Source organism: Arthrobacter sp. AOP36-F1-5 (genome assembly GCF_058137995.1).
Window position 1 is genome coordinate 2833936 of sequence record NZ_CM176892.1, and the last position, 19210, is coordinate 2853145.

Genomic DNA, 19210 nt, shown 5'->3' on the forward strand with positions numbered 1-19210 from the left:
GAACGTCGCCTTGATCGGTCAGGCGTGCTGGCGAATGGCTTCTTCCAGAACATCGAAGGCGTCGGCCAACAACTCGTCGGAAATGACCAGTGGCGGCAACAGGCGCACCACGTTGCCGTAGGTGCCGCAGGTCAGGATGATGACCCCTGCGGCCAGGCAATCAGCGGCGATCTTCCGGGTCACCTCGGCGTCGGGTTCCTTCCCTCCGACCTTGACAAATTCGATGGCCAGCATGGCTCCACGGCCGCGCAGGTCCCCGATGGCAGGCACTTCCTGCTGCAGTGGGCGCAGCCGGGTGTAGAAGGTCTCCTCGATGGCCCGGGCGCGGCCGTTGAGGTCCGCTTCGGCCATGTATTCCACGGCAGCCAACCCCGCGGCGACCGCCACCGGGTTGCCGCCGTAGGTTCCGCCAAGCCCTCCGGGGTGAACTGCATCGAGGAGTTCGGCCCGGCCGGTGACAGCCGAAAGCGGCAGGCCACCGGCGATGCCCTTGGCCAGGGTGACGATGTCGGGGACCACGGATTCGTGGTTCACCGCGAACCAGTCGCCGGTGCGGCAGAAACCGGACTGGACCTCATCAGCGATGAAGACGATGCCTTGTTCCTTCGCCCATTCGGCGATGCGCGGCAGGAATCCCGTGGCGGGGACGATGAAACCGCCCTCGCCTTGGATGGGCTCGATGATGATGGCGGCGATCTGGTCCCCACCGATCTGCTTTTCCATCGAAAGGATCGCCCGTTCGGCGGCTTCCTTGCCGGAGATGTTCGGGTTTTCCTCACGGAAGGGGTAGCTCATCGGCATCCGGTAGATCTCCGAGGCCAACGGCCCGAATCCGCGCTTATAGGGAGCTGCCTTGGCGGTCAGGCCCATGGTGAGGTTGGTGCGGCCGTGATAGGCGTGGTCGAAGGCGACGACGGCGGTGCGTCCCGTGGCGACACGGGCGACCTTGACGGCGTTCTCCACGGCTTCTGCGCCGGAATTGAAGAACACACTCTTCTTGGCGTGCTCGCCAGGAGTGAGCTCGGCCAGCTTCTCCGCCAATTCCACGTACCCCTCGTAGGGGGTGACCATGAAGCAGGTGTGGTTGAAGCGTTCCGTCTGCTGGCTGACGGCGGCAGCGACCTTCGGGTTGGAGGCGCCCACGGTCGTCACCGCAATGCCGGAGCCCAGGTCGATGAAGGAGTTCCCGTCCACGTCAACGATGACCCCACCATCAGCGTCCGCGGCATAGACCGGCACTGAGGAGGCGACGCCGGCAGCAACGGTCGCGGCGCGACGTTCGGCCAGGGCCAGGGAGGCGGGGCCGGGGAACGCCCCGGTGATGTTGCGCTTTTGTTCGAGCCGGTATTCGATCTCCACGGCGGCTTCCTTCCATTGGGTACTGCGGTTGGGGCCATGCTTCGGCATTGAGCCTACGGTCAGCCGTCCAACGGACGCTAGGGTGCCTGGCACAGGGCTACCCGTGATGCGTTATGCATCCGCACAGCACACAAACGGCGGTGCTCCCCATCCCTGGAAAGGGACGAGGAGCACCGCCGGTGAGGGAAGAGGCTAGAGCTCGGGTGCGATGTTCTCGGGCAGGTCGTCCTCGGGCTCCTCGGGGTGGCGGGAGAGGTTGATCAGCGCAAGCGCCAAACCGCCCCAGACCGTCACGATGGCAATGATCAGCATGGTGATCGCAATGGGTGTCATGGCTGGGTCTCCTTGTTTTTCGCGGCCGTATACGCATCCTCGTCGGCCTTGACTACGTCGTATTCCGGGTCGTTATTGGCCTTGGATTTCTTGCTCCAGGGAACGAGCGTCAGCAAGAGGGCGATGACGATCAGCGAACCGGCCATCCCCCATCCGAAGACTCCGTTAAACCAGGCAGGGTATCCGCTGTACTGTTCCGTGGCCTTGTCCTGCAGCTCGGAGATCAGGATGTAGCCGAGCACGATCGGCGTCAGGCCTCCGAGCAAGATCCGCCAGAGCCCACCCATTTTGAGGCTGGACGTGCGGTTGAGGTGCTCGTGCAGTGCCGGCAGCTTGGTCACCCCGACAGTCACCACGATGACCGCTGCCAAGGCCACCGCCATGATGCCGAAGCTATTGACGAAGGCGTCGGTGGTATCCAGCAACTGCAACCCCGTGGTGGTGGGGAAGAGCACCAATGAAATCAAGGCGATGGGTACGGTCACCACCAGTGTGGAAGAAACACGCCCCCAAGCCAGCTTGTCCTGGATGGCCGCGACGATCACCTCGAGAATGGAAATCAGCGACGTGATGCCGGCGAAGACCAGGGCCCCGAAGAACAACACGCCCAGCACCGAACCGAAGGGTGCCTGCGAGACGATCGTCGGGAACGCCACGAAGGCCAGCCCGATGCCGCCGCTGACGACATCGTCGATCGCCACGCTCTGGGCCTGCGCCATGAAGCCCAGCACGGCGAAGACGCCGATGCCCGCCAGCAGTTCGAAACCGGAGTTGGCGAAAGCCACCACTGAACCGGATCCGGTCAGGTCGGTTTTGCGTTTGAGGTAGGAGGAATAGGTGATCATGATGCCGAAGGCGATGGAAAGGGAGAAGAAGATCTGCCCGTAGGCTGCGGCCCAGACTCCGGGGTCCGCCAAGGCGCCCCAATTCGGGGTGAAGAAGGCGTTCAGTCCTTCCATGGCCCCGGGCAGGAACAATGCCTGCACGACCAGGATGACGAACATGACGACGAGCAGCGGCAGGAAGATGCTGTTGGCCTTCGAAATGCCCCGCCGGACACCCAGGACCATGATGGCGATGATCACGGCCCAGACGATGAACAGCGGGATCAATACCCCCGGTACGTAGTCGAAGCTCAGACCGGGGACTTCTGCGACCTTCAGGAAGTCGCTGGAGAAGAAGGTGTCCGCGTCGTCGCCCCAGGCCTTGTTGAAGGAGAAGATCGTGTACATCGCCGCCCACGCGATGATGACCGCATAGTAGATGGCGATGACGAAGCAGATCAGCACCTGCCACCAGCCCAGCGGTTCGGCGGCACGGTGCATGCGCCGGTAGGCCAGCGGCGCTGAGCCGCGATATTTATGCCCCACCGCATAGTCCAGGAAGAGCAGTGGGATGCCTGCCGTCAGCAGGGCCACCAGATACGGGATCAGGAAGGCGCCGCCGCCGTTTTCGTAGGCAACGTAAGGGAAACGCCAAATATTGCCCAAGCCGACGGCGGAACCGATGGCCGAAATGATGAACAACTTGCGCGAGGAGAAAGTTTCTCGTTTATGGCTCTTGGCTGTCGCTGCCCCGGCCTGAGATGGAGTGGTCATGTCATACACCGTAAACTGCTGTTGCCCTCGTCACAATTACCTCGAGTCGCGTTCGTCATAACACCCAACGATTTCGGTACGCATAAGGCCAATGCACAATCACCGACTAGACTGGCAGACATGGCGATGACGCTTTCCGGACTGCTGTCCTCCCCCACCCTGAATCTGCGGCCTCTGACCGGCGTCGACGACGCCGAAGACCATCCCCTCTCCTGGGCCGCCGTCACCGAATTGGCGGACCCCACACCGTTCCTGGCCGGCGGAGAGGTCCTGCTCACCACCGGCGTCCGGCAGAAGACCGTTGCCTCCCAAACCGGCTTCGTCGACCATGCCGTCCACGCCGGTGTGGTGGCCCTGGGCTATGGGACGGGGCTGACCCACACCAAGGTTCCTGCGGCGGTCATCCGGCGTGCGGCGGAGGTGGGCCTGCCGCTCTTCGAGGTCCCCTATGAGACACCCTTCGTGGCCATCACCCGGATCCTGGCCGAAGCGCTGGCCGCCGAAAACGTGGCCCGGATGGAACGACTGTTGCAGGGTCACCAGCGACTGGCTTCAGCGCTCCTTGGCGGCGGCCTGCACCCACTACTGCGGGAACTAGGCCGGCAACTCCAGCGACCCGTTTCCCTCACCCAATATGGTGCCCGGATCCACGGCCCCTCCCCGGCTGCCGATGGCTGGCAGAGCATACCCGTTTCCACTGGGCTGCAAGATCGATGCACCCTGTTCCTGGAAGGACAGGAGGCTGGCGGGGGGCTCATCGAATACGCGCAGTCGTTGATCAGTGTCGAACTGGCCGGGCGGGCTCGGCTTCGTGAATCCCACCGGACCACCAGCGGGCAGGTGCTCACGGACCTGACCCGTGGAACGGTCGAGGGCCAGGATGCCGCCCTGCGCCTGCAAGCAATCGGCATCGCTCCCCATGCCGCCCACACCATCCTGCTGGTTGAAGCTGTCAGACCGCGCAGCCGGGCCTTATCCACCTTGCCGCTGCCGCCCGGACGGGAGAAGGGCGTCTCGGCCATGGTCGAGGACCGGCTCGCAGTGGTGCTCGAAGCCGGGGACGGCGAAGCCGCTGCCACGGAGTTTGCCGCTTACCTCTCCGGTGCCGGCATCCCTGCCAGGGTCTCCTACGGAGGTTCCTACGCCCAGGTGACGGGTCTGCGCTGGAGCTACTTCGAAGCCATCGAGGCGCTCCGTCATGGGGCCCGGATCAACCACCCCTCAAGAATTTCGTTGACGTCGCTCCTCTTGGCAGCCCATGACGTGCCCCTGCAGGCCCTTGCGGCCGAGGCCCTGGAACCGTTGACTGATTTTGATGCAGCGCACGGCTCCGATCTGATGCTCACCCTGCGGCGGTTCCTGGAGCTCAACGGCAGCGTCGGCACGGTCGCCGAAGCACTGGGTCTGCACCGAAACACCGTCAGGTACCGGCTGCAACAGATCGCCGACCTCAGTGGTTATGACCCGTCGAACACCCCGGACCGGGTCCAGTTGTGGCTGGCGCTTTCGGCCCGCGACGTCTACTGACTCCCGGGACCGATAGTATTTAGGCATGGCTGAAATGTTCGTGGAGAAGTTCCGTTCCCTGATTCCCAAATATCTTGATGACCAGTGGGTTTCACAGGATGGGTTGACCTCCGAAGAGCTCGGGGACGAGCTCTCCGAGGCCGGCGTCGAGATCCCCCAGGTGCTCCAGGAGTTTTATTTGGCGGTCGGCGCTTGCGATGACCTCATGGAGGCCTATTACTTCTTCTTCGACCCGGATGAGCTGGAGATCGAGGACGGCTATTTGCTATTCATGGAAGATGAGGATGAACAACATGTCTGGGGTTTCCGCGCCGACCAGTTGGACATCCCGGATCCGATCGTCCACCGCCGTCGTAATTCCAATGGATCGTGGGACAGCGAGGAGGGGACCTTCAGCGAATACGTACTCGACATGTTCGAGTGGGTCTTCGAGGAGCTGGAACCCGAACTGGAGGTCTAGCGCACGTGCCGGCGCACCCCTATGGAAGTCATGAGCCGCCCGGGTACAACTGCCCCTTCTGCGAGCTACTGGCCGGAGGACCGCTGTCGGAAGACAACCTGTGTGTGCCAACCGACCTGGTGTACAGCGACCCGACCGTCGCCGTCATCATGGCCTGCGATGGATTCGGTGACTACGGCGGGCATGCCATGGTCATTCCCGCCGCCCATCTGGAGTCCCTCTACGATCTGGACGATAGCGTCGCTGCAGCGATCATGATCATGACGCGCAAACTCGCTTTGGCCATGAAACTGGCGTGGAATCCGGAGGGCACCTCGACCCGTCAACATAATGAGCCGGCCGGAAACCAACATGTCTGGCACTACCACCAACACGTATTTCCGCGCTATTGGGACGATAACCTCTACCGCCAGCTACGCCATCGGGTACCCGCTGATATCAGGGCCCGCAAGGCCACCGAGTTGTCGGCAGCCCTCGCCGAACTCGGCTGAGCCCCACCTGCGGTGCGAGCCAGCCCGCGCGGTTAGTTCTCCCGCGAGACCACAGCCTCGGCAAAGGCCGCCAGCGAGGACTTCACCGGCCCTTCGGGCAAGGGAGCCAGCGCCGCAATGGCGTCGGCAGACCATTGGCGGGCCACCGCCCAAGACTTCTGGGTGACGTCATGGGCCGCTAGTGCCGCCACGGTGCGGGCCAGGTCCTCGTCACTGGACAGATCCCCGTCGACGAGCGTCAATACCTCGGTCGCGGACCTGTCCCCCGCAGCTGCGGCTTCACGCAGGAGCAGCACCGGAAGGGTGGGGACGCCTTCTCGCAGATCGGTTCCGGGGGTTTTGCCCGAAGCCACCTGGGCCCCGGTGACGTCAATGACATCATCGGCCAGCTGGAAGGCCACCCCCACCTTCTCGCCATAGTCACGCATGACCTCCACATGTTCGGCTGCCCCGCCGAACAGCGCGCCAAAGACGCCCGAGGTGGAAATCAGCGATGCCGTCTTATCCCCGATCACGTCGAGGTAGTGCGCCACCGGATCCTCCCCCTCACGGGGACCGACCGTTTCGTGCAATTGCCCCAGGCAGAGCCGCTCGAACGTCTTGGCCTGCAGTTCCACGGCCTGGGGCCCGAGTTCGGAGCCGATGACCGATGCCCGGGCGAAGATCAAGTCACCGGTGAGGATGGCCGTTGAATTGCCCCACACCTCGTGGGCGGTGGGGGCCCCGCGCCGGTAGGAGGCCGAGTCCATCACATCGTCATGGTAGAGCGTGGCCAGATGGGTGAGTTCGACGATGGCAGCCGCCTTGATGGTCTCAGCCGTGACTCCTTCACCCAGCAGTGACGTCAGGATGACCAGCAGTGGGCGGACACGCTTGCCGCCGGCTTCGACCAGGTGACGGCTCGTGGCGTCGATGAGCGGATCGGAATTAGCGACGGCGGCGCGCAGCACCTTCTCGACCTTGGCCATGCCCTGGGAAATGGCGGGGCCGAATTCTTCGTCCTCGGCGACGGCTCGGAATCCCGGCGGCAGGTTGATGCCGGCGGCGATGGCCGAGGTTTCCGCGAACAGGTCAACGGATTCGGGCACACCGTGTCCGGCGGTCGTCCAGTTGGTCGGGGAATCATTCACGGTTCTAGGACCTGCTTGTCATCTGGGTGGGTCGTTTCTCGGGCCGTGCCCTGGGAGCCTGCCGGTTTTCGGTGGGCGGGGCCAGCCGTTCCAGCACATGGATCACTCTATCCTCAAAAGAGCGTCCACCCTCGTCGGTGAGATTGGCGAGCATCCTGACGACGAACCGCATCAGCACCGGGGTGCTCATGCCGGTGCGCAACGCCAGCTTCATGATCTTCGGGTTGCCAATGAGGCGGGCAAACAGGCGACCGAGGGTGAAATGGCTGCCCCAGGCGTTCCGCACCATGTCGGGGTAGGAAGCCAGCAGTGCCTCCCGAGCTCCCGGCGTCGTACCGTGCAGACCCGAATGGGCATCGATCACCAGTTCGGCGGCCATGCGCGCCGATTCCATCGCATAGCTGATTCCTTCTCCGTTGAAGGGCGAGACCATGCCTCCGGCATCGCCGAGCAGCATCAGTCCCGGGGTGTAGTGGGGGGTGCGGTTGAACCCCATCGGTAGGGCGGCCCCGCGAATGGGTCCGACCTGATTCTCCTCGGTGAATCCCCATTCTCCAGGCATCCCTGCCGTCCAATCACGCAGCACCTGACGGTAGTCCATCTTGCCAAACTCGCGGGTGGAGTTCAGGATGCCCAATCCGACGTTGGAGGTTCCGTCGCCGACCCCAAAGACCCAGCCATAGCCGGGCAACGGGCGCCCCGACTTATCCGGTAGTTCGAGCCAGCCTTCCATCCAGTCGTCATCGTGTCGCGGGGAAGTGAAATACGTTCTGTAGGCCACGCCCATCGGACGGTCATCGCGCTTATGCAGTCCGCTACTGACCGCAGTACGTGTTGAGTTCCCGTCGGCGGCCAGGACGATATCGGCGTGGAATTCACGGGTCTGGCCCGTTTTGCGACCCCGCTCGTCCAAGATGTTCGCGCTGACGCCGGTGACACGGCCCGTCACGTCCCGGACCACGTCGGAAACACCGTGGCGTTCCAGCACCCGGGCGCCACCGGCCTGAGCGTGACGGGCGAGTGTTTCGTCGAATCCTTCGCGGGTACGGATCAGTCCGTAGTCGGGGAAGTCGGTGAGTTCGGGCCAGGGGATCTCCAGTGAACGTCCACCGGCGACCAAGCGCAGCCCCTGGTTCCGGCGCCAGATGCCCGTCTCGGAATGGTCGACTCCGAGACGGGCGAGTTCGCGCACGGCGCGCGGGGTCAGGGCATCCCCGCAGACCTTCTCCCGGGGGAAGGCGGTCTTCTCTAAGACCGTCACCTCGATGCCGGCACGGGCCAGATAGCTGGCTGCGGTCGAGCCGGCAGGCCCGGCCCCGACGATCAATACAGACACGAGTGTTCCTTTGTCGACAAAGTGGCTAGCCGGCCGGACGGGCGGCGGACTGGGGGTCCACCGGTTTGGTGGCCCGGTGCACGGCGACGATGCCGCCGCTGAGATTGCGGTACCTGCAGTTTTCCCACCCGGTTTCGGCAACCCAGCCGGCCAGGCCTTCCTGGTTCGGCCAGGCACGGATCGATTCCGCGAGATACACGTAGGCGGCGGGGTTGGAGGTGACTTTCCGGGCCACGGTCGGCAACGCCCGCATCAGGTATTCGGTGTAGATGGTCCGGAAAGGCGCGAAGGTGGGATGGGAGAACTCGCACAGCACCAGGCGCCCGCCCGGTTTGGTCACGCGCAGCATCTCGGCCAGCGCCTTCTGGGGATCGCTGACGTTGCGGAGGCCGAAGCTGATGGTCACTGCGTCGAAGCTATGATCGGCGAACGGCAGATTCATCGCGTCCCCTGCCACGAAATCGATATCCGGGCGGCGCCGTTTACCGACCTCGAGCATGCCCAACGAGAAGTCGCAGGCCACAACTTCAATCCCGGCATCGGCGTAGGGCTCCGAAGACGTCCCCGTTCCTGCCGCCAGATCCAGCACTCGCTGACCGGGCTGGGCCCCAACGGCGTCCACGACGACCTTGCGCCACAGCCGCGCCTGCCCCAAGGAGAGGATGTCATTGGCCAAGTCATAACGCGGTGCAACGTCATCGAACATGGCTTGGACTTCTTCTGGACGTTTTTCCAGCGATGCACGACTCATGTTCTCAGTATCTCAAAATTCGACGTCAGGGCGAAAAGCGCCCCACGGCCACGGGTAGGCTGGAACCATCATGAACATTGATCTTCCCGGCTCCGTCGCGCCGGAAACCGGTAGCGCGCAGATGCAGGACGCACCCGCGCCCCGGCTGCGCAGTATCACCATCCCCCGCGCCCCCGGGCAGGAAAGCTCGCTGTTGGACCTGCTCGTCCGCGACGATTCCCTCGTCTGGGGCCGCCGTGGCGAGGGCCTGGTCGGTTTCGGGGAAGCGGTCCGCTTCGTCGCCGACGGGCCGGATCGCTTCCGCAGGCTCCGGCAGTGGTGGGCCGACGTCTCGACCGCCGCTGAGGTCCAGGACGACGTCGACCAGCCGGGAACCGGGCCGGTCGCCTTTTCCTCCATCGCCTTCTCGGGCACCAGCGCCCATGCTTCACGGCTGATCATCCCGCGCGTGCTGGTGGGGCGATCCGGGGATCACGGTTGGTTGACCCTGATCACCGACGACCCCGAGGCCGAACTCAGTGCTGCCACAGCCGAGGCCGAACTGGCCGGACTACTCGAGGAGGCCTCCATCGAGCGCGACCTCAGCCCCGGCAATGACCAGCTGGTCCCCGGCCGGGTCTCGGAGGACCAATACCAGGAGTCGGTGCGTGCCGGTGTCCGGGCCATTGCTGCCGGAGAACTCACCAAACTCGTCCTCGCCCGGGATGCCGTGGCCGAACTGGGCTCTCCGCTGGCCGTTTCCCAAGTGCTGCGGGAGTTGGCCCTTCGCTATGCCGATTGCTGGACCTATTCGGTCGACGGACTGATCGGTTCAACCCCCGAGATGCTGGTTAAGGTCTCCGGGAACACCGCACGGGCCCGGGTGCTCGCCGGAACCCTGGATCGAGCCACGGCACCAGCCGGTGACGACGGGTACGCCGAGCGGATGCTCTCGGGGAACGAGAAGCAACGCCACGAACACCGGTTGGCCATTGATTCGTTGACGCTGGAGCTGGGACCGCTGGTCACCGGAATGGTCTCCCCCGAGGAGCCCTTTGTCCTGGAACTACCCAACGTCTGGCATCTGGCCTCAGATGTCGAAGCGCAGTTGCGTGTCCACGACGACGGGACCTCACCGTCGGCCCTGGATCTGGCAGAGGTCCTGCACCCGACTGCGGCGGTTTGCGGCACACCGACGGCGACGGCCGCTGACCTCATTCTTCGGTTGGAGAAGATGGACCGCGGCCCTTACGCAGGGCCTGTCGGGTGGGTCGATGCCATGGGCAACGGGGAGTTCGGCATCGCCTTGCGGGGTGGAGTCATCGAATCCCCGACGAGCGTGCGCCTCTATGCCGGTTGTGGCATTGTGGCCGCCTCGGATCCGGCCGCCGAGTTGGCCGAGTCGTGGGCGAAAATGCGCCCCATGCGTGAAGCGCTCAATTTGTAATCTTTTTGTCACCAAAACAACTTGTTTACTGGAGCGACACCACTGTAGCTTGTGATGAACATCTCATTCAGCCCATCCCCGGGCTACACTGGCCATCCCGGCGAGGATGTCCGTCGGTTCACTCGAGAAGGACACTTACATGCGGATTCACTCCAGCTTCACTAAAGCTCTGGCCGTTTCGGCCGTTGCCTTGATGTCATTGACGGCTTGCGGCGGCTCGGACGGCGGAAGCGAAACGTCCGCCTCGGCTGGCGGCGATGATCTGGGACTGGTGACCGCGGGCACCCTGACGGTCTGCTCGGACATCCCCTATTAAGCCCTTCGAATATGAGGAAAACGGTGAATACACCGGCTTCGACATGGACATGGTGGGCGAGATCGCCAAAGCCATGGACCTGAAGCTGGCCATCAAGGACGTCGGCTTCGACGGTCTGCAGTCCGGCGTCGTCCTCGCCTCGGGACAGTGCGATATGGGGGCCAGTGCCATGACGATCACCCCGGAGCGCGAGAAGAAGCTCGCCTTCACCGATGGCTACTACGACTCCGAACAGTCGCTGCTGGTGCCCAAGGGCTCGGATATCAAGTCCATCGATGATCTGGCCGGCAAGAAGGTGGGCGTCCAACAGGGCACCACGGGCGAGAAGTACACCCGCGAGAACGCGCCCAAGGACGCGAAGATCAAGGCCTATCCCTCGGACGCCGAGATCTTCCCGGCCTTGCAGTCCAAGGGTGTGGACGCGGTGTTGCAGGACCTCCCGGTCAACCTGGAGCACACTCAGGGCGATAAATTCGAGATCGTCGCGAAGTTCAAGACGGACGAGCAGTATGGTTTCGCCGTGAAGAAGGATGGCGGCGAGGCCCTGCTCAAGGAGCTCGACGCCAAGCTCGCCGAGCTCAGGGACAACGGCAAGTACGACGAGCTCTACGACAAGTACTTCTCCACGAAGTAGTAGTAGCCCAGACGGGTTCGCCCCGGGGGTTTCTCCCCGGGGCGAACCCCTGACAACACCCGGAAGGCAACATCGTTGAAACCCTCCACCCGCAGGCGCCTCTTCCGTGGCAGCCTCTACGTCATACTGCTGCTCGTCGTGGTGTCGCTGCTATTCATCGCAGACTGGAAGGAGATCAGATACAACTTCCTCGACGTCGACATCGCCAAACAGCTTTTCCCCCAGATCATCATCGTGGCTGCAAAAAACACCGTAATCTACACGGCCGTTGCCTTCGTTGGTGGACTGTTCCTGGGCCTTCTGCTCGCCCTCATGAAGCTCGCCCCGATTGGCCCCTACCGGTGGATCGCGACCGCCTACATCGAACTCTTCCGCGGGCTGCCGGCCCTCCTGGTCATCTTCGGCATGGCGTTCGCCGTCCCCTTGGCCTTTGGCTGGAATCCACCGGGAGGTAGCGCCAGCGCGGGTTTGATCGGTTTGATCTTGGTCTCCGGCGCCTACATCGCCGAGACCATCCGTGCCGGCATCCAAGCGGTTCCTGCGGGCCAACGTGAGGCGGCCAGTTCTTTGGGGATGGCGCCGGGCTGGACCATGGTCTCCGTGGTGCTTCCTCAGGCCTTCCGCATCATCACCCCTCCGTTGACCAACGAATTGGTCATCATCATCAAGGACACCTCACTGCTGTTCATCGCGGGCATGGCGCTGGCAGACCGGGAGCTGACCACCTTTGCCCGCGATGCGCTGTCGCAATACGGCAACTCCACCCCGCTAATCATGGCGGGTCTGATGTATCTGGTCATCACGCTGCCGCTGACCCAGCTCGTGGCCAAGCTCGAACGCCACCAAAACAGAGGACGGTAAGGCCCATGAACTCACAGGAATCAGTGGCGGCCCATCCGGCCATCGAGGTCCGCGGCCTGCATAAGAGCTTCGGTGACAACGAGGTCCTCACCGGTATCGACTTCCATGTCGGCCAGGGCGAGGTGGTTTGCGTGATCGGCCCCTCCGGTTCGGGCAAGTCAACGTTGCTGCGTTGCGTGAACCGGCTCGAAGAACCGACCCAGGGAACCATCCTGGTCGAGGGAATCGACATCACCGACCCGGAGACGGATCTGAACAAGGTCCGTACGCGGATTGGCATGGTCTTCCAGCAGTTCAACCTCTTCCCCCACCTGAACGTGTTGGATAATTTGGTTCTGGCCCAGCGCCGGGCCAAGAAGCGCGGAAAGGCCGAAGCCCGTCGGGTCGCGCAGGGGAACCTGGAGAAGGTCGGGCTCGCAGATCGCGGCAAGGCATTCCCCAACCAGCTCTCGGGTGGCCAGCAACAGCGCGTGGCGATCGCCCGGGCGCTATCGATGGACCCGGATATGATGCTCTTCGACGAGCCGACCTCGGCGCTCGACCCCGAATTGGTGGGTGACGTGCTGGCCGTCATGCGCCAACTAGCCGACGAGGGCATGACCATGATGGTGGTGACCCACGAGATGGGATTCGCCCGAGAGGTCGGTGACCGGGTGGTGTTCATGGACGGCGGAGTCGTCGTCGAACAGGGCAAGCCCGACGACGTGTTGGGCAACCCTCAGCACGAGCGCACCAAGGGTTTCCTCTCCAAGGTCCTCTAACCCCACGTCACTAGTCCGATAGCGTGGCTCCTGCTCTGGCGGGAGCCACGCTATCCGTTGGGCTGTTGGCCTCCCCGGTGCTCTGACGGCCCCGCGTTTCAGCGACGGCTGCCATGATGCTCTGGTGTAGTCCGCGCACTCCGGCCCGGTCGATCCTCACGTCGACGATGCGGCGGCGCACCTCCGAGTCGGCCGTCGGACCGGCAGCCAGGACGGCTTCCAGAGCCCGGCGATCCTCAACACGGACATAGTCCAAGCCGTAGGCTGCGGCCAGTGCGCGCAGGTCCACGCTGTGTGGGGTGGCGAAATAGCGTTCCACGGTCCGCGCATAGGCCGGCTGCTCGGCCAGGGCACCATGTTCGAGCGTGGAGAAGATCGCCCCACCCCCGTCATTGAGCACCACCAGGTCCATCACCGGCACCGTCTCGCCGGCACCGATGAACAGGCCTCCAACGTCGTGGAGGAAGGTCACATCCCCTACGAGGACCGTGGTGCGTTCCCCGACGTATTGCTGTGTCCCCAGGGCGATACCCGTGGCGGTGGCTAGGGTCCCGTCGATTCCTGCGAGCCCGCGGTTGGCGTAGACGGCACGACCGGCACGGCCGGGGTTGCCGGCGAGGTCGACATCGCGGATCGCATTGGAGGAGCCGAGGACCAACGGTCCGGTGTCGGCGCTCCAGACCAATTCCGCCAAATCCAGTCCGGTCAGCTCCGTCGCCGACGTCGCCTCCGCGATGATGGTGGTGGCCCGTTGTGCAGCCGTGGTCCATTCGTTGAGCCAGGTAGCGGGTCCCCGACCGGCGAAGCCCGCCAGCTCGCCTAACTCGGTGATCACCCGGTCTCCACGGTGTCCAGCATCGAACCAGGCCACCGGCTCCGGGACGTAGAGTGCCGGGGGCAGCTCGCGGTGGGCCAGCAGCCGTCCCACCTGACGATTCAACGTCGGCCTGCCAAAAACCACGACTCGTTCAATCCTGGCTTCGAACTCGGGGATCAGTACCCGATAGGGGCCGATCGCGTTGGGACCGAAACGGGCGTTCGAACTCGGCTCAGCCAAAAGCGGCAGGCCCAATACCCTGGCGAATCGTTCGGCTACGGCGGTGGCGTCATGCCCGGCGATGACCACCGTGCGGCGACTCTCGAGCTCCACCTCCCGGAACTGTTCCAGCACTTTGCCCGACGGCAGGTCCTCGACCGCGGCGGTGTCCCCCACAGCTACTGTGCCGCGCCCGGGGGCATCCATCAGGACTTCACGGCTCTCGTCAGTGTCCGGAATGAGCGGGTCCCGGAAAGCGAGGTTGATGTGTACCGGACCACGGGCAGCGAGTTGGACGGCGGGACGCAGCGCCCTCGAGGCCGGACTGGGGGTGCTGACGTCCACGGCATGCACTCCGGTTTTGGAACCTGCAAGGGGTAGCCCTTCGCCAGCCAACAGGGCACGTCTGACGTCCGGTGACGGATCCTGACCCGCGGGGATGTCCACGCAGTACCGCACATGCACCCCGAACAGGCCGGCCTGGTCGGTGGTCTGGTTGGCCCCCGTTCCACGCAACTCCTCCGGACGGTCGGCGGAAACGACCACCAAGGGCACCGCCGCGTGGTTGGCTTCCATCACTGCAGGGAGCAGCTCCCCCACCGCGGTGCCGGAGGTGGTCACGATCGCTACCGGTCGGCTCGTGGCCAGCGACATCCCCAAGGCGGTGAAACCGGCGTCCCGTTCGTCGATGCGGATGTGCACACGCACTTCCCCCCGGGTCTCGGCCTCAGCCAGCGCATAGGCCAGCGGGGCACTACGGGAGCCCGGGCACAGCACAACTTCACGGACCCCGTCCTCGGTGAGGGTCCCTACGGCGAACCGTGCCGCGTCCATGGAGGTCAGGAGACTTTCCGACAACGTCATCACCCCATCCTATGGCTGGCGGGGCCCCAAAAGCCCGGCACAGCGCCGTAGGCGTTCCCTCCACCAACGCTGCCGTTCAGGAGTCGCAGCATGCCGGCGCAGCAGCTCGTGATCGGCGACCACGTCGCGGACCTGAAGCGACCCCCCATGGGCTTCATACCGGTTGGTGCAGACATCGTCGGCAAATAGGGACACCGTCCCGAGCCCACAGGCGTGGGGCAGCTCGGGTAAAGCTGCTGCCAAGGCCACCCCGGTACGGATCCCGACGGAGGAATCCAACGCCGAGGAGACGACGGCGGGCAGACCTGCTTCGGCCACGATCCGCAGGGCCGCACGGACCCCTCCCAGAGGCTGGGCCTTGACGATGATCAGATCAGCGGCATCTGCCCGAGCCACCGCCAGTGGATCCGATTCCTTGCGCACCGATTCGTCGGCGGCGATTTTTACTCCGAGCCCCCGGTGCAGGACCTCCAGGCGCAGACGACGCAGCCCGGCGATGCCGGCGACGGGCTGTTCAGCGTATTGCAGGTCGAAACCGGCGAGCGCTTCGAGGCCCTCGAGAGCTTGTTCGTGGCTCCACCCCGCATTGGCGTCAACCCGGAGTGCCGCATCCGGCAGCAAACGACGGACTTCGGCGACGCGAGCCACGTCGTCGTCCAGGCTTTGACCTCGTTCGGCGACTTTGATTTTGACCGTGTGCGTGGCATCAAAAGAGGTCAGCACCGCTTGGACACCTGAGGCCGGAACCGCGGGGACGGTCGCGTTGACCGGGATGCTGGTCCGCACGGGTGCGGGGAATCCTTGCCACCCGGCTTCGAGGGCGCAGCGCAACCACGGTGCCGCCTCCGCGTCGTCGTATTCGAGGAAAGGGGAGAATTCTGCCCACCCGGCAGGCCCGTCCAGGAGCAGGACCTCGCGGTGAGTCACTCCCCGGAAACGCACCCGCAACGGCAGCGACACGATATGGGCCGAGGCCATGATTTCCTCGAGCGAGGGGAGACCCCCGGTGGCATTGATCTCGCGTGACTCCGGCGCGGGAACGCCTAGGGTGCGCGATGCGTTATCCGGTGTAGCCATCACACCATCGTATCGGCGGCGGGTCCGCCCGAACCCGCCCGGCTCATGGGATGCTAGGAGCGATATGAACGAGACCAGGGAAATCCCCATTCAGGGCGGACCGCCCCACCGTGCAGCCCGCAATCCTGGGTTGTGGATTCTGGCGATGCTGTTGGTCGCCGGACTGTTCAGTGTGGCTTATTGGGCGTTCGTGCTCACCGCCACGGGACAGCAGGCCGACGATGATGCCCTGCGGGGTGCGACGGCCTTCCTGGACAGCGATACGGCCCGTGCTGCGGCCCTGTCATTCTTGAACCAGCTGCCGTTGATCTCCGGCATCGTGGCGTTGGTGGCGTTGCTGGCTGCCGCCATCCTGCGGCGCGACCTGCAGGCACCAATCGTGGCCGCCCTGTCCTTCGGTGCGGCCGTCGGCAGCACCCAGGTGCTCAAGCACCTCATGCTCGTCCGACCGAACCTCGGTATTTCCGAGGCCACCGGTAACTCGTTCCCTTCGGGACACACCACGGTGGCTACGTCGGCGCTGATCGCTGTCTTCCTGGTGACGTCCCCCCGGTGGCGCCCCCTGATCGCCACCTGTGGCGGACTCTATGCTGCGGTGACCGGTATTTCCACGTTCGCGCTGGGCTGGCATCGGCCCTCCGACGTGGTTGCCGCCTATTTGGTGGCCGGCTTCTGGGGGTTGCTGGCCGGGCTGATCATCCTCCGCAGGCAGCCGGGGTGGAACCGCTGGAAAGGACCAGATTCCTCCTGGTCCTCCTCCGGAATCTGGCCTACCCTCTTATGGTTTCCGGGGATCCTCGGGTTCCTTGGCTCGGCGGCGGTGTATCTGTTCGTCACGCATCTGGGCCGGACGGCGGGGACCTCGGCGCGCAGTTGGTTCCTCGTCGCGGGGGCACTACTGATCATCGGTGCAGCGGGCAGCCTTTTCGGGCTGCTATGTGGGGTTTTTTCCCATCAGACCCGGGGGCGCGCCCCCCTGTCCTGATCCGGGTTGCTACCGTCCCGGTGTCCGTGCGCTGCGGGCATCGAGGCTTCCCGGTGGTGCTTGGCGCGGGATGAGCCAGGCGAAGAGCCCTCCCCCGGCGAAGGAAAGCACCGCGACGGCCAAGACGCCGGCACCCAGGCTGGCGACGGCGGTCACCGCCGACAGGAGGACGGGCCCGGACATCACGCCCACATCCGAGATCAGCCGCCAGAAGCCCAGGAACTGCGGCCTACCCACCGATGGTGAATGATCGGCGCCCAAGGTCATGACCAGACCCGAACCGATCCCATTGCCCAGCCCCAACAACATCGCCACCAGCAACAGGGGCAGGGGCTGATGGGTGAATGGCATCAGGGACAGGGCAACACCCATGACCACCATGCAGGGCACGGCAATCCAGGTCCGCCCCCAACGGTCCATCATGGCCCCTGCCGGATAGAACACCAACATGTCCACCGCCCCGGAGATGCCATAAATCAGCGAGGTGGCAGAGGCGTCCATGCCCAGGTGCTCGGCCCAGAGCGGGATGACTGCCTGGCGCGTGGCCCGCACCGCGGAGATCACCATGATGGCCGTCCCGATCGTGGCATAGGTGCGCCAGTGCGCGGCCAGGATCCTCCCCAGGGTGACCGTCGCGGCCTCCGGCGCCGGGCGGGCACCGGTTCCGGCGGTTCCCTGATGCGCCGTCCCGTCGGGGATCTGGAGTTCAGGGATGCCGATGCAGACCCCGGCGGCGGCAACCATGGCCACCAACCCGACCCAGTAGGCCCCTTGCAGGCCGAGGAAGTGCATGGTGGCTGCACCGACGAAAGGGCCGATGAACAGCCCAATACGCAGGGTTCCACCCAGTCCCGACATGGCTCGGGCCCGGTAGGTGATCGGCACCGCATCGGTGAGGTAGCTCTGCCGGGCGAGGTTGAAGACGGAGCCGGCCATCCCGATCATCAGCACCCCGGCAGCATAGAGGACCAGGTTGACTGCGCTCAGGCAGGCCACCATGCCGGCGCTGGCCCAAAGCGCTGCACCGATCATGGCGGTGCGCTCACCGAGCCGGGCGATCAGCAGGGACGCGGGGATGTTGGTGATCAACGATCCGACACCGATGAGTGTGATGACCAATGCTGCTTCGGCAACCGTTGAACCGTGGCCGCGGGCGCTCAGCGCGATGACCGGCAGGATGCTGCCCTGGCCCACCGCATAGAGCAGAGACGGCGCGTAGATCCGGAAGATCAGCGTCCGTAGAGGAGTCCCCCCACCGGGGAGCGAGGTCGAGGTGATGTCTCTACTCCCCTTGCGGCCCGGTGGTGTCCCTCACCCGGCGAAGCAGGTGCCGCGACTGCGCCGGGGCATAGGGCAGGGAGGGAATGACCCGAGCCGGGTCGGTGGAGCGGTCTTCGAGCGCGACACGGCACAGCTTGATGGCCGTGCGAAGCTCCTCCCGCTGGTCCCGCACGAAATCCAGGTCCACGAACTCCCCATGTCCGGGCACGACCACCGGGTGGCTTCCACCCAGGGCCATGAGCCGTCCCAGGGCCTCGTTCCATGAGTCGGGGAAGGAGCCCCCGAATTGGGGTTTGGCCCCCTCTTCGACGAGATCGCCGACAAAGAGCACATCCCCGGAAGCGATGAGCAGATCCCCTTCGGTATGGGCGGGGCCGAGGTGGAAGAGCGTGATGGACCACCCCCCAAGATCCAGTTCCACGCCGTCGATTCCCACGGTTCGGTTCGGGGCAAGAATTTCGGTGTGTGGACCGCGGGCCGCAGCCATGGCCGGGTCCACCTCCAGCACCAGGTCGCGTTGTGCGGCGCCGTGGCAGGCGATCGACGTGGCGGCTGCGGCGTGACCCCAGATATCGACCACGCCCTGGGCCCGGAAGTACGCATTGCCGAAGAAGTGGTCACCGTGTGCATGCGTATTGATCAGCATCAGGGGCAGGTCGGTCAGGGTGCGGACCGCCGCGTACAACTCGGCGGCTTCGGCCGGCCCTGCCCCTGAATCGATGACAGCCGCCCGCTCATCACCGATCACCAGACCGGCATTGACGGCAAAGCCGTCCAGACGCAGGGCATAGCTACGCTCCCCCGCCCGCCGCCAGGGAGCTGCTGTGGCCTGGGCACTCATGATCCATCCTTGTCCCGGCGCCCGTGGGCGGGCCCCGGTTCGCCGCAGTGACTGTCGATGTTCCGACTCTATTCCCCCTTGCCCACGGGGCGCGGATCCGGTGGCACCCGTCGGGGCGGCCCCGGTGGGTAGGCTCGAGAGGA

At 64.7% G+C, this 19210-nt stretch carries 19 protein-coding genes; 9 read left to right on the forward strand and 10 right to left on the reverse strand.

From position 1 onward, the window contains the following. Positions 1-18 precede the first annotated feature (18 nt). The 3 genes from gabT to AC3ZI9_RS12980 form a co-directional block, all read right to left on the reverse strand. A complete protein-coding gene (gene gabT, locus AC3ZI9_RS12970; RefSeq protein ID WP_441391648.1) occupies positions 19-1407 on the reverse strand; it encodes a 4-aminobutyrate--2-oxoglutarate transaminase in 1389 nt (462 codons plus the stop codon). Positions 1408-1551: 144 nt separating this feature from the next. Next, positions 1552-1692, reverse strand: a complete 141-nt coding sequence (locus tag AC3ZI9_RS12975; protein WP_441391646.1) for a methionine/alanine import family NSS transporter small subunit — start codon at positions 1690-1692, stop codon at positions 1552-1554. Next, a complete protein-coding gene (locus AC3ZI9_RS12980) occupies positions 1689-3290 on the reverse strand; it encodes a sodium-dependent transporter (RefSeq protein ID WP_441391644.1) in 1602 nt (533 codons plus the stop codon). Before AC3ZI9_RS12980 ends, AC3ZI9_RS12975 begins: the two co-directional genes overlap by 4 nt. A 120-nt stretch (positions 3291-3410) precedes the next feature. Here AC3ZI9_RS12980 and AC3ZI9_RS12985 point away from each other — a divergent pair, with 120 nt between their 5' ends. From AC3ZI9_RS12985 to AC3ZI9_RS12995, 3 genes are all read left to right on the forward strand, one after another. After that, positions 3411-4817: a PucR family transcriptional regulator gene (locus tag AC3ZI9_RS12985; RefSeq protein WP_087000837.1), complete on the forward strand. Its 1407-nt coding sequence runs from the start codon at positions 3411-3413 to the stop codon at positions 4815-4817. Positions 4818-4842: 25 nt separating this feature from the next. After that, positions 4843-5277, forward strand: a complete 435-nt coding sequence (locus tag AC3ZI9_RS12990) for a hypothetical protein (RefSeq protein WP_087000835.1) — start codon at positions 4843-4845, stop codon at positions 5275-5277. A gap of 104 nt (positions 5278-5381) precedes the next feature. Then, the gene (locus tag AC3ZI9_RS12995) at positions 5382-5768 is read left to right on the forward strand and encodes an HIT family protein (RefSeq protein WP_441379757.1); all 387 of its coding nucleotides are present in this window, start codon (positions 5382-5384) and stop codon (positions 5766-5768) included. Positions 5769-5800: 32 nt separating this feature from the next. Here AC3ZI9_RS12995 and AC3ZI9_RS13000 read toward each other — a convergent pair whose 3' ends face one another. The 3 genes from AC3ZI9_RS13000 to AC3ZI9_RS13010 are packed head-to-tail and all read right to left on the reverse strand — an operon-like array spanning position 5801 to position 8985. Then, positions 5801-6898 (reverse strand): polyprenyl synthetase family protein, encoded by a 1098-nt coding sequence (locus AC3ZI9_RS13000; protein ID WP_087000831.1) that lies wholly within the window; start codon positions 6896-6898, stop codon positions 5801-5803. A gap of 4 nt (positions 6899-6902) precedes the next feature. Further along, positions 6903-8234, reverse strand: a complete 1332-nt coding sequence (locus tag AC3ZI9_RS13005; RefSeq protein WP_441379758.1) for a geranylgeranyl reductase family protein — start codon at positions 8232-8234, stop codon at positions 6903-6905. A gap of 25 nt (positions 8235-8259) precedes the next feature. Then, positions 8260-8985: a demethylmenaquinone methyltransferase gene (locus AC3ZI9_RS13010; RefSeq protein ID WP_441379759.1), complete on the reverse strand. Its 726-nt coding sequence runs from the start codon at positions 8983-8985 to the stop codon at positions 8260-8262. 70 nt (positions 8986-9055) lie between these two features. Here AC3ZI9_RS13010 and AC3ZI9_RS13015 point away from each other — a divergent pair, with 70 nt between their 5' ends. The 5 genes from AC3ZI9_RS13015 (at position 9056) to AC3ZI9_RS13035 (ending at position 12983) form a co-directional block, all read left to right on the forward strand. Then, the gene (locus AC3ZI9_RS13015) at positions 9056-10411 is read left to right on the forward strand and encodes an isochorismate synthase (RefSeq protein ID WP_441379760.1); all 1356 of its coding nucleotides are present in this window, start codon (positions 9056-9058) and stop codon (positions 10409-10411) included. A 139-nt stretch (positions 10412-10550) separates the two neighbouring features. Further along, positions 10551-10727, forward strand: coding sequence for a hypothetical protein (locus AC3ZI9_RS13020; protein WP_489923665.1), 177 nt, complete (start codon positions 10551-10553; stop codon positions 10725-10727). Positions 10728-10770: 43 nt separating this feature from the next. Beyond that, on the forward strand, positions 10771-11361 hold the full coding sequence (locus AC3ZI9_RS13025; RefSeq protein ID WP_489923666.1) for a transporter substrate-binding domain-containing protein: 591 nt from the start codon (positions 10771-10773) through the stop codon (positions 11359-11361). A gap of 75 nt (positions 11362-11436) precedes the next feature. Further along, complete coding sequence (locus AC3ZI9_RS13030; RefSeq protein WP_087000823.1) at positions 11437-12222, forward strand: amino acid ABC transporter permease; 786 nt, start codon at positions 11437-11439, stop codon at positions 12220-12222. Between the two features lie 5 nt (positions 12223-12227). Continuing rightward, positions 12228-12983: an amino acid ABC transporter ATP-binding protein gene (locus AC3ZI9_RS13035; RefSeq protein WP_441379761.1), complete on the forward strand. Its 756-nt coding sequence runs from the start codon at positions 12228-12230 to the stop codon at positions 12981-12983. A 10-nt stretch (positions 12984-12993) separates the two neighbouring features. On the opposite strand, the gene menD is transcribed toward AC3ZI9_RS13035, so the two are convergent. Further along, positions 12994-14883, reverse strand: coding sequence for a 2-succinyl-5-enolpyruvyl-6-hydroxy-3-cyclohexene-1-carboxylic-acid synthase (gene menD, locus AC3ZI9_RS13040; protein ID WP_441379762.1), 1890 nt, complete (start codon positions 14881-14883; stop codon positions 12994-12996). Positions 14884-14892: 9 nt separating this feature from the next. Then, positions 14893-15861 (reverse strand): o-succinylbenzoate synthase, encoded by a 969-nt coding sequence (locus AC3ZI9_RS13045; protein ID WP_441379786.1) that lies wholly within the window; start codon positions 15859-15861, stop codon positions 14893-14895. A 163-nt stretch (positions 15862-16024) separates the two neighbouring features. On the opposite strand from AC3ZI9_RS13045, the gene AC3ZI9_RS13050 reads away from it, so the two are divergent. Next, the gene (locus AC3ZI9_RS13050) at positions 16025-16945 is read left to right on the forward strand and encodes a phosphatase PAP2 family protein (protein WP_441379763.1); all 921 of its coding nucleotides are present in this window, start codon (positions 16025-16027) and stop codon (positions 16943-16945) included. A gap of 9 nt (positions 16946-16954) precedes the next feature. Here AC3ZI9_RS13050 and AC3ZI9_RS13055 read toward each other — a convergent pair whose 3' ends face one another. Both AC3ZI9_RS13055 and AC3ZI9_RS13060 read right to left on the reverse strand, forming a co-directional pair. After that, on the reverse strand, positions 16955-18223 hold the full coding sequence (locus AC3ZI9_RS13055; RefSeq protein WP_441379787.1) for an MFS transporter: 1269 nt from the start codon (positions 18221-18223) through the stop codon (positions 16955-16957). Between the two features lie 4 nt (positions 18224-18227). After that, positions 18228-19067: an MBL fold metallo-hydrolase gene (locus AC3ZI9_RS13060; protein ID WP_489923667.1), complete on the reverse strand. Its 840-nt coding sequence runs from the start codon at positions 19065-19067 to the stop codon at positions 18228-18230. Positions 19068-19210: the final 143 nt, after the last annotated feature.

Coding starts and splice junctions, on each gene's coding strand:
- gabT (WP_441391648.1), bottom strand. CDS start 1,407: ATGCCGAAGCATGGCCCCAACCGCAGTACCCAATGGAAGGAAGCCGCC.
- AC3ZI9_RS12975 (WP_441391646.1), bottom strand. CDS start 1,692: ATGACACCCATTGCGATCACCATGCTGATCATTGCCATCGTGACGGTC.
- AC3ZI9_RS12980 (WP_441391644.1), bottom strand. CDS start 3,290: ATGACCACTCCATCTCAGGCCGGGGCAGCGACAGCCAAGAGCCATAAA.
- AC3ZI9_RS12985 (WP_087000837.1), top strand. CDS start 3,411: ATGGCGATGACGCTTTCCGGACTGCTGTCCTCCCCCACCCTGAATCTG.
- AC3ZI9_RS12990 (WP_087000835.1), top strand. CDS start 4,843: ATGGCTGAAATGTTCGTGGAGAAGTTCCGTTCCCTGATTCCCAAATAT.
- AC3ZI9_RS13010 (WP_441379759.1), bottom strand. CDS start 8,985: ATGAGTCGTGCATCGCTGGAAAAACGTCCAGAAGAAGTCCAAGCCATG.
- AC3ZI9_RS13015 (WP_441379760.1), top strand. CDS start 9,056: ATGAACATTGATCTTCCCGGCTCCGTCGCGCCGGAAACCGGTAGCGCG.
- AC3ZI9_RS13020 (WP_489923665.1), top strand. CDS start 10,551: ATGCGGATTCACTCCAGCTTCACTAAAGCTCTGGCCGTTTCGGCCGTT.
- AC3ZI9_RS13025 (WP_489923666.1), top strand. CDS start 10,771: ATGGACATGGTGGGCGAGATCGCCAAAGCCATGGACCTGAAGCTGGCC.
- AC3ZI9_RS13035 (WP_441379761.1), top strand. CDS start 12,228: ATGAACTCACAGGAATCAGTGGCGGCCCATCCGGCCATCGAGGTCCGC.
- menD (WP_441379762.1), bottom strand. CDS start 14,883: ATGACGTTGTCGGAAAGTCTCCTGACCTCCATGGACGCGGCACGGTTC.
- AC3ZI9_RS13045 (WP_441379786.1), bottom strand. CDS start 15,861: ATGGCCTCGGCCCATATCGTGTCGCTGCCGTTGCGGGTGCGTTTCCGG.
- AC3ZI9_RS13050 (WP_441379763.1), top strand. CDS start 16,025: ATGAACGAGACCAGGGAAATCCCCATTCAGGGCGGACCGCCCCACCGT.
- AC3ZI9_RS13060 (WP_489923667.1), bottom strand. CDS start 19,067: ATGAGTGCCCAGGCCACAGCAGCTCCCTGGCGGCGGGCGGGGGAGCGT.